The following is a 12,537-nucleotide window of genomic DNA, read 5'->3' as shown; positions in this document are numbered from 1 at the left end:
GCCCGCCGAAACTGACATGGACAGCAGATCAGGGCCAGTACGGGGGACGCCCGCAGGAGTGAGATGATGATGCTGAGCGAAGTGACACCGGTGCCCGGGGCCTCCCTGCCTCTGGAGGAGTTCAAGGCGCATTTGCGCCTGGGGACCGGTTTTGGCGAGGACAGCCTGCAGGATGAAGTTCTGCTTGGCTTTCTGCGCGCCGCCCTGGCTGCAATCGAAGCAAGAACCGGCAAGGCACTGATAATCCGCGATTTCTCTCTGGAAGTCCGGCATTGGCGCGACCGTGCGCAAATGGTTTTGCCAATAGCTCCGGTGCAGGCGGTGAGCGAGGTTGTGCTGCGGGATGTGTCAGGCGGCGAAACCGTCCTGGACACCGCTTTGTACCGGCTGGAAGGCGACGCCCACAGGCCCCGTCTGCGTCCCTCCGGCAACCTGCTTCCCGAGGTGCCTGCGGGCGGGCTGGTACGGGTTTCACTGCAGGCCGGCATGGCTGCGGATTGGGGCGGCTTGCCGGCTGACCTTGGCCAGGCCGTGATGCTGCTGGCGGCGCATTATTATGAGTACCGGGCCGACACCGGGCTCCACGGCGGCTGCATGCCTTTTGGCGTCACCAGCTTGATTGAGCGCTACCGCAGCTTGCGCGTGACGCTGGGAGGTGTGTCGTGAAGCAACGCCCCAAACTCTCCCGCCAGCTGCTGCTGGAAGACCCGCAGCGCACGTCCGACGGCGCCGGCGGCTATACCGAGACCTGGGTGGCGCTTGGCACTGTGTGGGCCGACGTGAACCCCCTGGCGGGCCGTATGGCGGGCGACGGTCTGTCTTTGCAAAAATACCGGATCACTCTGCGCGCAGCCCCTGAGGGTTTTGCGTCACGCCCCCGGCCAGACCAGCGTTTCCGGGACGGAAGCCGGGTCTTCCGCATTGATGCAGTAACTGAAGCGGATCCCGATGGCCGTTATCTCACCTGTTTCGCAGCGGAGGAGGTGAGCGGATGACCTATGCCATCGCCGGCGGGCTGCAATCCGCTATCTACACGCATCTGACCGGAGACGCGGCGCTGACTGCGCTAGTAGGCAGCGCGATCTATGATGCCATCCCCGCGGGGACCTTGCCGCAGACCTATGTGTCGCTGGGCAGTGAAGAGGTGCTGGACCGCTCTGATAAGAGCGCGGGCGGGGCTGAGCACCGGTTCTTCATCACCGTCACCACCGATACTGCAGGTTTTGCCGATGCCAAGGCTGCGGCCGCGGCAGTTTGCGATGCTCTGATTGGAGCCACGGTGCCGCTGCCGCGCGGGCAGCTGACCAGTCTCTGGTTCGACCGGGCCAAGGCCGAGCGCCTCAGCGGCGGAGGCCGCCAGATCACCCTGCGCTTCAGGGCGCGCGTGGATGACGCCTGAGATCACAAACTTCACGAAATCCATTGAAATACCCGGAGAAAACCCATGACAGTTCAAAACGGCAAGGACCTCTTGGTCAAAGTGGACATGAACGGTGCTGGTCTCTTTGAGACGATCGCCGGCCTGCGTGCCACGCGGATCAGCTTCAACGCAGAGAGCGTCGATGTAACCAGTCTTGAAAGCCAGGGCGGCTGGCGCGAGCTGCTGTCGGGGGCAGGTGTTCGCTCGGCCAATATCTCGGGCTCGGGCATCTTCCGCGACGAGGCAACCGATGAGCGCGCACGGCAATTGTTCTTTGACGGGCTGACGCCGGAGTTTCAGGTGATCATCCCCGATTTCGGCATTGTGCAGGGCGCCTTTCAGGTGACCGCGCTGGAATACGCGGGCAGCCACAATGGCGAGGCGACCTATGAGCTTGCGCTGGCAAGCGCCGGTGCGCTCAGCTTTACCGCGGTGTGATTTCGATGGTGAACCCGCACGCAGGCGAGACGGAATTGCTCGTGAATGGAGCGCCTTACGCACTGAAGCTGACGCTTGGTGCGCTGGCGGGGCTGGAGGCAGCACTGGAGGAAGGCACCCTGGTGGAGCTGGTGGAACGCTTTGAGCAAGGCCGGTTTTCAGCCCGCGACGTGCTGGTCTTGCTGGCGGCCGGGCTGCAAGGCGGCGGTCATGGCCTGAGCTATGAGGAGCTGGCTGCGGCAAGCATTGGCGGTGGTCCGCTGCAAGCCGCCAGGGTGGCAGCCGAACTGCTGGTGCGCAGCTTCTCTGTTCCGGCAAGCGAATGAGCAGGCTGGATTGGCCTGCACTGATGCGGGCCGGGATGGCGGGGCTGAAGCTGCTGCCGCGCGATTTCTGGCAGCTGACCCCGGCTGAGCTGCGGCTGTTGCTAGGCGACGCGGCACAGCCGCAGCCCCTTGGACGCAGCCGGCTGACAGAGCTGATGCAGCAGTTCCCCGACGGGCTGCCGCCACAGACCAAGGAGACAACGGATGGCTGATACATCTTCGATGGCTGAACTGGAATTGCAAAGCGATGCTTTGGGCGAGTCTCTGGACAGCACCACTGGCATGGCAGCGGCATTTGCTGAAGTCCTGGGCCGGGTGAAACAGGGGTTTTCTGAAACCGGGCGGGATGCACGGATTTTGGATCGCAGTCTTTCCAAAGGGTTGCGGCGTGCAATTGATGGTCTGATCTTTGACGGCGACAACTTGTCGGAGTCTTTGGACACCTTGGCCCGCAGTATGGTCCGCTCCACTTACAACGCGGCCATGAGGCCGGTGACCAACCACATCAGCGGCTTGATGAGTGATGGGTTCGGCGCGCTGATCGGCAGCATCCTGCCCTTTGCCGATGGCGCCGCGTTCAGCCAGGGCAAGGTGATGCCTTTCGCCAAGGGCGGGATTGTGACTGGGCCTGTGGCCTTTCCGATGCGCGGCGCCACCGGGCTGATGGGTGAGGCAGGACCTGAGGCGATCCTGCCGCTGACGCGCGGTGCAGACGGCTCGCTGGGGGTGCGAAGCCAGGGCGGCGGCGGGGTCAGCGTGGTGATGAATGTCTCGACCCCGGACGTCAAAGGCTTTGAACGCAGCCGCAGCCAGATTGCCGCGCAGCTGTCCCGCGCTCTGTCCCGCGGCGGGCGCAACCGTTAAAGACGAAGGGTATCCCTATGAATTTTCACGAAGTCCGTTTTCCCGCCTCGCTCAGCTTCGGCTCGGTCGGCGGTCCGGAACGGCGCACCGACGTGGTGACGCTGGCCAATGGGTTCGAGGAGCGCAACACGCCCTGGGCCCACTCCCGGCGCCGGTATGACGCGGGGTTGGGGCTGCGCTCGCTGGAGGACATCGAGACGCTGATTGCCTTTTTCGAAGCCCGCCAGGGGCAGCTCTATGGCTTCCGCTGGAAGGATTGGAGCGACTACAAATCCGCCCGGCCCAGCGCCGAAGCCGATTTCCGGGACCAGGTGATAGCCGGCGGCGACGGCAGCACGGTGGTCTTCCAGCTGGCCAAGACCTACCGCTCGGGCGCCTTCACCTATCAGCGCCCGATTACCAAACCGGTGGCTGGCACGGTCCGGGTCGGAGTTGACCAGGATGAACTGCAGGAAGGGGTGGACTATGAACTGGACACGGCCACAGGGCTGATCACCCTGGCGCATCCGCCCGAACAAGGGCGCAGCATCGTAGCGGGGTTCGAATTCGACGTGCCGGTGCGCTTTGACACTGGCAGCATACAGACCAGTGTGGCGTCGTTCCAGGCGGGCGAAGCCCCGGCGGTGCCGGTGGTGGAGGTGCGGGTATGACCGGGCTCTCTGATGCGTTCCGAACCCATATGCAAAGCGGTAACACGACAGTGTGCCGGGCTTGGGCGGTGGAGCGGCGCGATGGAACCGTACTTGGCTTTACCGATCATGACTGCGCGCTGAGCTTTGACGGGATATCCTTTCAGCCTGGCAGCGGCCTGACCGCGCGTGCGGTTCAGCAGGCCACCGGGCTTTCGGTCGACAACACCGAGGCGCTGGGTGTCCTGAGCGATGCCGCGGTGCGCGAAGAAGACATCGAAGCCGGCCGCTATGATGGAGCGGGGGTCCGTTGCTGGCTGGTCAACTGGCGGGACGTGGCGATGCGCTGGCTGCAGTTCCGCGGTTCAATCGGCGAGATCCGCCGGGCTGGCGGAGCTTTCGAGGCTGAGCTGCGCGGTTTGACAGATGCGCTGAACCAGCCGCAGGGGCGGATTTACCAGAAACCCTGCACAGCCGTTCTGGGCGACGCATCCTGCCGGTTTGATCTCGCGACGCCGGGCTATGCCACTGAGCTGGAAGCAGGCGAAGTGGAGCGCAACGAAGTGTTCCGCTGGGAGGCCCTGCCGGGGTTTGAGCCGGACTGGTTCACTGGCGGACGGCTGTCTGTGCTGAGCGGTGCGGCAGAGGGGCTTTGGGCCGCCATCAAGGCCGACCGGAGCAGGGAGGACGGCCGCAGCATCACATTGTGGGAGCCGGTCCGGGCGCTGGTGGCGCCGGGAGACAGTGTCCGCTTGGAAGCGGGCTGCGACAAGCGCATGGAAACCTGCCGCCTGAAGTTCAACAATCTGCTGAATTTCCAAGGTTTCCCGGACATCCCGGGCGAGGATTGGGTGATGGCAGTGCCGCGCCAGTCGGGCAGCAACACCGGAGGCAGCCGCCGGTGAACTGCCGGGTTGTCACTGCTGCGCGCGGCTGGATCGGCACGCCCTATGTGCATCAGGCCTCCTGCAAAGGGGCAGGAAGCGACTGTCTGGGCCTGATCCGGGGGATATGGCGCGAGTTGCATGGCGGCGAGCCGGAAGTTCCGCCCGCCTACACGATGGACTGGGCGGAACCGCAGGGGGCTGAAGCACTGTGGCAGGCAGCCCGGCGGCATCTGGTGGAGAAGCCGCGGCAGGATGCAGCGCCGGGGGATGTGATCCTGTTCCGGATGCGGTCCGGATCGGTTGCCAAGCATCTGGGGGTGCAGTCGGCGGTCGCCTCCGAAACACGGCGGGCGGCGGCTGCACCTGCTTTCATCCACGCTTATGCGGGCCACGGGGTTGTCGAAAGCCCGCTGAGCCCGCCCTGGCAGCGCCGGATCGTGGCGCGTTTCAGCTTTCCCTAAGGAGCAGATCTGATGGCAACTATCCTTCTCTCGGCCGCAGGCGCGGCGATTGGCGGCACGATCGGCGGCGGTATTGCAGGCCTGTCTTCGGCGGTGATCGGGCGGGCGGTTGGAGCCACTCTGGGGCGTGTGATTGACGAGCGGCTGCTGGGCTCCGGTTCAGCCGCGGTGGAAACCGGCAAGGTCGACCGATTCCGGCTGACCCAGGCCGGCGAGGGCGGGCCCGCGGCCCAGGTCTATGGCCGGATGCGGCTGGGCGGTCAGGTGATCTGGTCGTCGCGCTTTCTGGAAACCGCTGCAACCAGCGGCGGCGGCGGCAAAGGGCGGCCAAGCCAGCCGCAGGTGACCAGCTACAGCTATTCGGTATCGCTGGCGATTGCGCTGTGCGAGGGCGAGATCGCTGACGTTTCGCGGGTTTGGGCCGATGGGGAGGAAGTGGCACCCAAGGACCTGAACATGACGGTCTACAAGGGCGGCATGGATCAGCTGCCTGATCCGGTGATCGAAGCTATCGAAGGGGCAGGCCAGGTTCCGGCTTACCGCGGCACCGCTTATGTGGTGATGGAGAACCTGGAGCTCTCGCGTTTCGGCAACCGGGTGCCGCAGTTTTCCTTTGATGTGCTGCGGCCCGAGCAGCCAGGCAGCAGCTCCCATGGTGAAGATCTTGGCCAGCTGGTGCAGGGCGTGGCCCTGATGCCCGGTACCGGCGAATACACGCTGGCAGCTGAGACAGTGCATTACTCCGGCGGGCCTGGTTCGGCCAAACCGGCCAATGCGCATACGCCATCAGGACTGTCCGATTTGAATACCTCGCTCAACGCATTGGAGGCAGAGCTGCCGTCCTGCGGTGCCGCGTCGCTGATTGTCTCCTGGTTCGGGGACGATCTGCGCTGCGGGGAATGCACCTTGAAGCCCAAAGTGGAGCATAAGGATGCTGAGGGCAGTATCCCGTGGAGTGTCAGCGGATTGACCCGGGGCGCGGCGGATATGGTGCTGACGGGTGAAGATGGGCCGCTTTATGGCGGGACCCCGGCGGATGGCGCGGTGGTGCAGGCGATCCGTGAGATGCAGGCACGCGGCCTCAGGGTGATGTTCTACCCTTTCATCCTGATGGACCAGGAGGACGGCAATGCTTTGCCCGACCCCTGGACCGGTGCCGGCAGCCAGCCGCATCTGCCCTGGCGCGGGCGGATTACCTTGTCGCAGGCACCAGGACAGCCGGGATCTCCCGACGGCACCGCGGCAGCGGACGCCGAAGTGGCGGATTTCTTTGGCACCGTGACGGCTGCGGACTTTACCGTTGGCGACGGCACGGTTGCCTATAACGGGCCGGATGAGTGGAGCCTGAGCCGGTTCATCCTGCACAATGCAGCGTTATGCGCTGCAGCAGGCGGGGTTGAGGCCTTTTGCATCAGTTCGGAAATGCGGGCGCTGACGCAGATCCGCGGAGCCGCGGGCTTCCCGGCGGTGGCGGCACTGCGGGTTCTGGCGGCCGAGGCGCGCATTCTGCTGGGGCCGGAGACCAAGATCGGCTACGCCGCCGACTGGTCCGAATACTGGGGATACAAATCCCCTGAAGGCGACCGCTATTTCCACCTGGACCCGCTGTGGGCTGATCCGGAAATCGACTTTATCGGCATCGACAACTACATGCCGCTCTCTGACTGGCGCGAAGGCGAGGGCCACCTGGACGCGCAGGCTGGAATTCCGGCGATCTATGATCTGGAGTACCTGCGCAGCAATGTCGAAGGCGGCGAGGGCTATGACTGGTACTACCACTCGCCTGAAGCGCAGGAGGCGCAGATCCGCACGGTGATCACTGACGGCGCTCATGATGAGGCCTGGATCTGGCGTTACAAGGATATCCGAAACTGGTGGCTCAACCAGCACCATGAGCGGATCGGCGGTGTGCGCCAGGAGTCCCCCACGGATTGGGAGCCGCAGTCCAAGCCCGTCTGGTTCACCGAACTGGGCTGCGCGGCCATCGACAAGGGCACCAATCAGCCCAACAAGTTTCTGGACCCGAAAAGCTCGGAATCAAAACTTCCTAAGTATTCTAATGGCCTGCGGGATGATTTGATCCAGATTCATTACCTTCGCGCGATCCTGGGCTACTGGGAGGATCCGGAAAACAACCCGGTCTCCGAGGAGTACGGCGGGCGGATGCTGGATATGTCCAATGCCTATGTCTGGGCTTGGGATGCGCGGCCCTTCCCGGCCTTTCCGAACCGGCTGGAGATCTGGAACGACGGCAGGAACTACCTGCGGGGCCACTGGCTCAACGGGCGTGCCGGGCAGCGCACCCTGGCTTCGGTGGTGGAGGAGATCTGCCATCGGGCCGGGCTCAGCGATATCGATGTGTCGGAGCTCTACGGGGTGGTGCATGGATACTTGAACCCGGACGTGAACGATGCCCGCGCGGCGCTGCAGCCCTTGATGCTGCGGCACGGGTTTGACGCCATTGAGCGGGACGGGCTGCTTCGGTTCAGGATGCGCAGGGGTACCGGTGCCGAAGCGCTGGCGCTCGAGCATCTGGCGGAAAGCGACGAGATGCAGGGCACCCTGGAGCTGAGCCGCTCCAGCGGCGCCGAGCTGGCCGGCCGGGTGCGCCTGCAGTTCACAGAATGGGGCGGCGACCATGCGGCAGGCGCCGTCGAGGCGGTGCTGCCGGATGAGGATACCCACGCGGTCAGCCAGAACGAACTGCCGCTGGCGCTGACCCGGGCCGAGGCGCGCCAGGTGGTGGCGCGCTGGCTGGCGGAGGCGCGGATCTCACGCGATGCGGTCCGGCTGCAGCTGCCGCCGTCGATGCTGCATCTGGGCGCCGGGGATGTGGTTTCCCTGCCGGCGGGCGGCGGCAGCCAGCTCTACCGGATCGACCGGGTTGAACATGCTGAGGCGCAGCTGGTGGAAGCGGTGCGGATCGAGCCCGGAGTCTATGACACTGCCGCTGCGGCAGAGGAATTGCCGGGGGTGAATGCCTTTGCGGCTCCTGGGCCGGTGCTGCCGCTGTTCATGGATCTGCCGCTGCTCCGCGGCGATGAGGTGCCGCACGCGCCGCATTTGGCGGTGACCGCCGAGGCCTGGCCCGGAAGCGTTGCGGTTTACGGGTCGGATGAGGATGAAAACTATGTGCTGGAGCAGGTGATCGCTGCGCGGCAGGTGGTCGGGGTGACGGAGTCGCCCTTGCTGGCTGCCGGAGCCGGGCGCTGGGATCTGGGAGCGGATCTGCAAGTCAGGCTGATATCGGGCGCGTTGGAAAGCCGGACGGCGCAGGCGGTGCTGAACGGCGCCAATGCTGCAGCGATCGGTGATGGCACCTCCGGCAGCTGGGAGCTGTTTCAATTCCGGGAGGCGGAGCTGATTGCGCCGCAGACTTATTTGCTGCGCGGTCGGCTGCGCGGGCAGCTGGGCAGCGATGCGCTGATGCCCGAAGTCTGGCCTGCGGGCTCCTTCATTGTGCTGCTGGATGGCACGCCGCTGCAGATGGAACTGGCGCCGGCCCAGCGGCGGCAGCAGCGCCATTACCGGATTGGTCCGGCGCGCCGACCGCTGGATGATCCGTCTTATGTGCATTTGCAGGACAGTTTTGACGGCAACGGGCTGCGTCCCTATGCGCCGGTGCATTTGCGCGCGGCGGGTGCCCTGGGGCAAGACATGACCGCCGCCTGGATCCGCCGCACCCGCATTGAGGGCGACGCCTGGGACCTGCCCGAGGTGCCGCTGGGCGAGGAAACCGAGGCCTACCGTGTCCGGGTGCTGCAGGGCGCCACCGTGCTTCGCGAGGAACTCTCTGCGGTGGCGGCCTGGGAATACCCGGCGGCGGCCCAGGCCGCGGACGGGGTGCTGGCGGGAGACGTTCTGGAGGTTGCTCAGCTTTCCGCCCGCTTCGGCGCAGGGCCGGCCGCCCGGCTGGCGCTGGCATGAGGCGGCCGCTGCTGCCGGGCGATGTTTCGGCGGCGGCCCGGGCGCTGCTGGCTGTGCCAGCCGGGGCACGCAATGCCCTGTGCCGCCGGATCTTCGGCGGTGCAGCCGAGGCCCTGGCCTATGGAAAGCTGCATCCGCGCTGGGGCGATGGGTCGTTGTCCGCGGCGGCAAGGGGCTACCGGCTGGCGGATGAGCCATTCCTGGACGATCCTGAGTATCTGGCCTGCACCCGGCTGGTGCTGCGTCAAGCCGCAGCGGTTCTGGGTGAAGGCCAGGGCGGCGCTCCCGCCCGCTGAACCGGGCAGGAAACCTGCCCGGCCAGCCGTTGGGCCGCGCACCGTGCGCCAAGGCGCCCGGCGCGGGGCCGCCCGGTATTGCCTGCAGCGAAAATCCGTAGCGGAATCCTAGCCGGACGCGCAGGAGATGCACTTTGTTGCCGCCGGATCCAGGTGGAGGCGTTTCAGTGCAATGTCCTCGCCGCAGTCTTCGCAATAGCCATATTCCGCGCCGGCCATCCGGGACAGGGCAGCTTGCAGCCGCCGGACCTCCGTTGCGCGGCGCGCGGCCTGCGCCTTGGCCATGGCCTGCATCTGCAGTGCGTCCATCCGCGACAGCCGCCCGACCATCTGCTGGTCCAGCTGGACCACCGCCTGGCCGTCTTCTCCCAGGCTGTCCTCATTGGCAAGTTCCTGCAGCCGGGCAAGGATTTGCGCTTTCAAATTCTGCTGATCGGACTCATTCATGCCGCAAATATACGCCATCACGGGTTTGCGTTTGCTGAAAAGAAGCTTAGATGGCAGTCTTGAGCGGAGAAAGGATGCTGAGCCATGATCAAAACGCGCCAAGCCGTGACCCCGGTCGATCCTGTTTGGGACCGGATTACCCGTGAAGCTGAAGAGGCGGTTGCCTCGCAGCCGCTGATGGGCGGGCTGATCCACGCCTGTATCCTGCATCACAAGTCGCTGCAGAAGGCGCTGTCCTATCGGATTTCCGCCAAGCTCTCTTCGAACGAAATGTCGATGACCATCCTGCGGGAAATCGTCGACGATGCGTATTCCGATTGCAATGAGCTGATCGAGGCGGCCCGTGCCGACCTGATGGCGATCAACGAGCGCGATCCGGCCAGCCACCGGCTGCTGCAGCCGATACTCTATTTCAAGGGGTTCCAGGCCGTGCAGGCCTACCGCGTCAGCCACTACCTGTGGGATGTCGGGCAAAAGGACCTGGCCTATTTCTTCCAGATGCGCACCTCCGAGATCTTTGGGATCGACATTCACCCCGGCGCCCGCATCGGCAAGGGGATCATGATCGATCATGCGCACTCTATCGTCATCGGCGAGACCGCGGTGGTGGGAGACAATGTCTCGATGCTGCATTCGGTGACCCTGGGCGGCACCGGCAAGGAAGAAGAGGACCGCCACCCCAAGATCGGCGATGGCGTGCTGATCGGCGCCGGTGCTAAGGTGCTGGGCAACATCAAGGTTGGTCACTGCAGCCGCATTGCTGCCGGCTCGGTGGTGCTGCAGGAGGTGCCGCCCTGCACGACCGTGGCCGGGGTTCCGGCCAAGATCGTGGGCGAGGCGGGTTGCGATCAGCCGTCGGTCAATATGGACCAGGTGGTGCCTGCGGGCTCTCCCGCTGCAGAGTAAGGCGCGGGCGGCTCGCGCCGGCTAAGCGTAATCGGCAAAGAAGAAGGGGCGTTCGGCGCCCCTTTTTTGTATTTTCTGCCGTGCTGCCGCTTTGCTCCGGATTGTCAAAAAACCGGTTTGGTCAGCATCAGCCAGACGATGGCCAGAACCGCGGCAAAGGCTGGAAACCCAAAGGCGAACCACCAGCGGTAAAGACGGCGGTAGGCGGCCGGCAGCGGCTGGCCTGCGTCACGGGCTGCTGCGGCCAGATCGCGCATCCGCAGTTGCATCCAGACAACGGGCAGCCAGAACATGCCGGTAAAGACGTACAGGCCCAGCGACAGGAGCACCCAGCCCTCGGTTAGCGGCCAGCCGGTCTCGCGGGCGAGGAGAAAGCCGGTGATTGGCTGCAGCACAGCAGCAGTGGCGGTAAACAGCGTGTCGGCAAGCACCACAATTGACGCCACATGGGCAATGAGCCGCGGATCGCCGCTGCGGTTTGAGACCACCATGAAGAATGCAATGCCCGCACCGGTGCCAAGCAGTACAGTGGCTCCGCCCACGTGCAGAAAGAGCAGGAATTTGTAACTCATCGTTCCTCCGTCACCGCCCAGACCATCACGGCCAGCATCATGCCCGGCAGCACTTTGACCATCGGCCCAAGCGGATCAAGCCAGAGATCGGGGGCCGCGGCCAGACTGCCGGCAAGGTAAGCGCCCGAGAGCAGGGCCATACCCGCGGCCGCCTGCCGGACACGGCTGCGCCAGAGGATGGCAATCCCGAGAAGGGTATCCGCCAGAACGCCGCCAAAAACAGTGAAACTTGCGGCTACAGCGGGAAAACCCCGCGTCGTCAGCACCTCAATGGCCCGCTCCGGGTCAAGCAGGGTGATCAGGCCGGAGGCGCACCAGAACAGACTAAGCGTTGCAATGGCCAGCGGAAGCAGCACGTAAAAGCGGGCAAAGAGGCGTTCCTGCCGGGTCGCTGGCATCCGGGCCAGTGTATCCGCCAGCGGGCGGCAGGGCTGCCCGCCCGCCTGCTCCCAGGCTGCAGGATCCCCGCGGATGCCGTCTGCCAGCGCCGTGAGCGCGTTGGATCTAAGCGGGCTGCGCCAGCCAAGCCAGCCCAGGAGGTCCGCCGCCTTGCCCGCAAAGCGCAGCACGGGCGCGGAGAGAGCAGGACGGAAGCGGGGCGGCGGCAGGCCGAGCCAGCTTCGCAGCGCTTCGGTCAGCTCCGGCAGGCTTTGCGTTCCGGCCTCAGCCAGATCGGCAATTGTGCCGCTGGGGATTTTGCCTTGTGCAGCGGCGGTGACGGCGCTTGCAACATCCTGCACATCGACGGTCTGGATCCGGCTGTCGGGTATCACCTGCGGCATCATCAGCGGCAGGGCTGCCGCGGCGCGCAGCAGGGCAGTGCCGCCGTAGGCTTCGGGTGACAGCACCAGCGCAGGCCGCAAGATGACCCAATCCCGCGCTTGGGCGGCTATGGTTGCGTCGCCGCGGGCCTTGCTGCGGAAGAAATCCGTCGAGGCGTCCTCTGACACGCCGGCGGCGGAAATCTGGATCACCCGGACTGGCAGGGCTGAGGCCGCCTGGGCAAGGCGGGCGGCAGCAGCGGTGTGGATGGCCTCCAGATTGTCGCGGCTGCCGTTCTGCAGTGCGCCGGAGGCATTCACCACAACGTCTGCCTCCGACAGAAGTCCGCTCCATTCGGCATCCGTGAGTGAGGTGATGTCACGAATGATCCAGCGGCCCCGCGGATTCGAAGCCATCGCGGCGCGGTGCGAGCGTCCCAGCCCGGCAACCTCGAACCCGGCGGCTGCCAGGCTTCGCATGCAGGCGGCACCGATCAGCCCGTAACCGCCCAGAACCAGTGCTCTTTGCATTTCCGGCGCTCCTTGCTGCCCCTTCTTTTGGGATTGGTAACGGAGCAAGCCTTGGAAAATCAAACGCCTGCC

The 12,537-nt window shown here is 65.2% G+C and carries 16 protein-coding genes; 13 read left to right on the top strand and 3 right to left on the bottom strand.

Going from position 1 to position 12,537, the window contains the following annotated elements; translation table 11 throughout:
- Positions 1–66 precede the first annotated feature (66 nt).
- Genes RA20_RS01930 through RA20_RS01875 form a run of 12 tightly spaced genes read left to right on the top strand, consistent with a single transcriptional unit; the run spans position 67 to position 9,248 of the window.
- Positions 67–666 (top strand): head-tail connector protein, encoded by a 600-nt coding sequence (locus tag RA20_RS01930; RefSeq protein WP_039124078.1) that lies wholly within the window; start codon positions 67–69, stop codon positions 664–666.
- The gene (locus RA20_RS01925) at positions 663–995 is read left to right on the top strand and encodes a head-tail adaptor protein (RefSeq protein ID WP_039124011.1); all 333 of its coding nucleotides are present in this window, start codon (positions 663–665) and stop codon (positions 993–995) included. Before RA20_RS01930 ends, RA20_RS01925 begins: the two co-directional genes overlap by 4 nt.
- Positions 992–1,399, top strand: coding sequence for a DUF3168 domain-containing protein (locus RA20_RS01920; RefSeq protein WP_039124009.1), 408 nt, complete (start codon positions 992–994; stop codon positions 1,397–1,399). Before RA20_RS01925 ends, RA20_RS01920 begins: the two co-directional genes overlap by 4 nt.
- Positions 1,400–1,444: 45 nt before the next feature.
- On the top strand, positions 1,445–1,858 hold the full coding sequence (locus tag RA20_RS01915; protein WP_039124007.1) for a phage major tail protein, TP901-1 family: 414 nt from the start codon (positions 1,445–1,447) through the stop codon (positions 1,856–1,858).
- A 5-nt stretch (positions 1,859–1,863) separates the two neighbouring features.
- On the top strand, positions 1,864–2,184 hold the full coding sequence (locus RA20_RS01910) for a gene transfer agent family protein (protein ID WP_039124075.1): 321 nt from the start codon (positions 1,864–1,866) through the stop codon (positions 2,182–2,184).
- Complete coding sequence (locus RA20_RS01905; protein WP_039124006.1) at positions 2,181–2,396, top strand: rcc01693 family protein; 216 nt, start codon at positions 2,181–2,183, stop codon at positions 2,394–2,396. The genes RA20_RS01910 and RA20_RS01905 overlap by 4 nt, the downstream gene beginning before the upstream one ends.
- Positions 2,389–3,048, top strand: a complete 660-nt coding sequence (locus RA20_RS01900) for a phage tail tape measure protein (RefSeq protein ID WP_039124004.1) — start codon at positions 2,389–2,391, stop codon at positions 3,046–3,048. The genes RA20_RS01905 and RA20_RS01900 overlap by 8 nt, the downstream gene beginning before the upstream one ends.
- Positions 3,049–3,065: 17 nt before the next feature.
- A complete protein-coding gene (locus tag RA20_RS01895; protein WP_039124002.1) occupies positions 3,066–3,698 on the top strand; it encodes a DUF2460 domain-containing protein in 633 nt (210 codons plus the stop codon).
- The gene (locus RA20_RS01890) at positions 3,695–4,582 is read left to right on the top strand and encodes a DUF2163 domain-containing protein (protein WP_039124000.1); all 888 of its coding nucleotides are present in this window, start codon (positions 3,695–3,697) and stop codon (positions 4,580–4,582) included. The genes RA20_RS01895 and RA20_RS01890 overlap by 4 nt, the downstream gene beginning before the upstream one ends.
- A complete protein-coding gene (locus RA20_RS01885; protein WP_039123999.1) occupies positions 4,579–5,025 on the top strand; it encodes an NlpC/P60 family protein in 447 nt (148 codons plus the stop codon). The genes RA20_RS01890 and RA20_RS01885 overlap by 4 nt, the downstream gene beginning before the upstream one ends.
- Before the next feature lie 12 nt (positions 5,026–5,037).
- Positions 5,038–8,952, top strand: coding sequence for a baseplate multidomain protein megatron (locus RA20_RS01880; protein ID WP_039123997.1), 3,915 nt, complete (start codon positions 5,038–5,040; stop codon positions 8,950–8,952).
- Positions 8,949–9,248: a DUF7742 family protein gene (locus RA20_RS01875; RefSeq protein ID WP_039123996.1), complete on the top strand. Its 300-nt coding sequence runs from the start codon at positions 8,949–8,951 to the stop codon at positions 9,246–9,248. Before RA20_RS01880 ends, RA20_RS01875 begins: the two co-directional genes overlap by 4 nt.
- Positions 9,249–9,356: 108 nt before the next feature.
- Here RA20_RS01875 and RA20_RS01870 read toward each other — a convergent pair whose 3' ends face one another.
- A complete protein-coding gene (locus tag RA20_RS01870; protein ID WP_241482190.1) occupies positions 9,357–9,713 on the bottom strand; it encodes a TraR/DksA family transcriptional regulator in 357 nt (118 codons plus the stop codon).
- A 66-nt stretch (positions 9,714–9,779) separates the two neighbouring features.
- On the opposite strand from RA20_RS01870, the gene cysE reads away from it, so the two are divergent.
- A complete protein-coding gene (cysE, locus tag RA20_RS01865) occupies positions 9,780–10,601 on the top strand; it encodes a serine O-acetyltransferase (protein ID WP_039123995.1) in 822 nt (273 codons plus the stop codon).
- A gap of 104 nt (positions 10,602–10,705) precedes the next feature.
- Here the strand turns inward: cysE and RA20_RS01860 are convergent, their stop codons facing one another.
- Complete coding sequence (locus RA20_RS01860; RefSeq protein ID WP_039123994.1) at positions 10,706–11,173, bottom strand: DUF2269 family protein; 468 nt, start codon at positions 11,171–11,173, stop codon at positions 10,706–10,708.
- On the bottom strand, positions 11,170–12,465 hold the full coding sequence (locus tag RA20_RS01855; RefSeq protein WP_039123992.1) for an SDR family oxidoreductase: 1,296 nt from the start codon (positions 12,463–12,465) through the stop codon (positions 11,170–11,172). Before RA20_RS01855 ends, RA20_RS01860 begins: the two co-directional genes overlap by 4 nt.
- Positions 12,466–12,537 lie beyond the last annotated feature (72 nt).

This window comes from Leisingera sp. ANG-Vp (assembly GCF_000813725.1).
In the GTDB taxonomy this organism is placed as follows: Bacteria; Pseudomonadota; Alphaproteobacteria; order Rhodobacterales; family Rhodobacteraceae; genus Leisingera.
This window is presented reverse-complemented; position numbering and strand designations above follow the sequence as displayed.

What these genes read in the sequence shown, in the direction of transcription:
- RA20_RS01930 (WP_039124078.1), top strand. Translation starts at nt 67, where the DNA reads ATGATGCTGAGCGAAGTGACACCGGTGCCCGGGGCCTCCCTGCCTCTG.
- RA20_RS01920 (WP_039124009.1), top strand. Translation starts at nt 992, where the DNA reads ATGACCTATGCCATCGCCGGCGGGCTGCAATCCGCTATCTACACGCAT.
- RA20_RS01915 (WP_039124007.1), top strand. Translation starts at nt 1,445, where the DNA reads ATGACAGTTCAAAACGGCAAGGACCTCTTGGTCAAAGTGGACATGAAC.
- RA20_RS01910 (WP_039124075.1), top strand. Translation starts at nt 1,864, where the DNA reads ATGGTGAACCCGCACGCAGGCGAGACGGAATTGCTCGTGAATGGAGCG.
- RA20_RS01905 (WP_039124006.1), top strand. Translation starts at nt 2,181, where the DNA reads ATGAGCAGGCTGGATTGGCCTGCACTGATGCGGGCCGGGATGGCGGGG.
- RA20_RS01900 (WP_039124004.1), top strand. Translation starts at nt 2,389, where the DNA reads ATGGCTGATACATCTTCGATGGCTGAACTGGAATTGCAAAGCGATGCT.
- RA20_RS01895 (WP_039124002.1), top strand. Translation starts at nt 3,066, where the DNA reads ATGAATTTTCACGAAGTCCGTTTTCCCGCCTCGCTCAGCTTCGGCTCG.
- RA20_RS01890 (WP_039124000.1), top strand. Translation starts at nt 3,695, where the DNA reads ATGACCGGGCTCTCTGATGCGTTCCGAACCCATATGCAAAGCGGTAAC.
- RA20_RS01880 (WP_039123997.1), top strand. Translation starts at nt 5,038, where the DNA reads ATGGCAACTATCCTTCTCTCGGCCGCAGGCGCGGCGATTGGCGGCACG.
- RA20_RS01875 (WP_039123996.1), top strand. Translation starts at nt 8,949, where the DNA reads ATGAGGCGGCCGCTGCTGCCGGGCGATGTTTCGGCGGCGGCCCGGGCG.
- RA20_RS01870 (WP_241482190.1), bottom strand. Translation starts at nt 9,713, where the DNA reads ATGGCGTATATTTGCGGCATGAATGAGTCCGATCAGCAGAATTTGAAA.
- cysE (WP_039123995.1), top strand. Translation starts at nt 9,780, where the DNA reads ATGATCAAAACGCGCCAAGCCGTGACCCCGGTCGATCCTGTTTGGGAC.
- RA20_RS01860 (WP_039123994.1), bottom strand. Translation starts at nt 11,173, where the DNA reads ATGAGTTACAAATTCCTGCTCTTTCTGCACGTGGGCGGAGCCACTGTA.
- RA20_RS01855 (WP_039123992.1), bottom strand. Translation starts at nt 12,465, where the DNA reads ATGCAAAGAGCACTGGTTCTGGGCGGTTACGGGCTGATCGGTGCCGCC.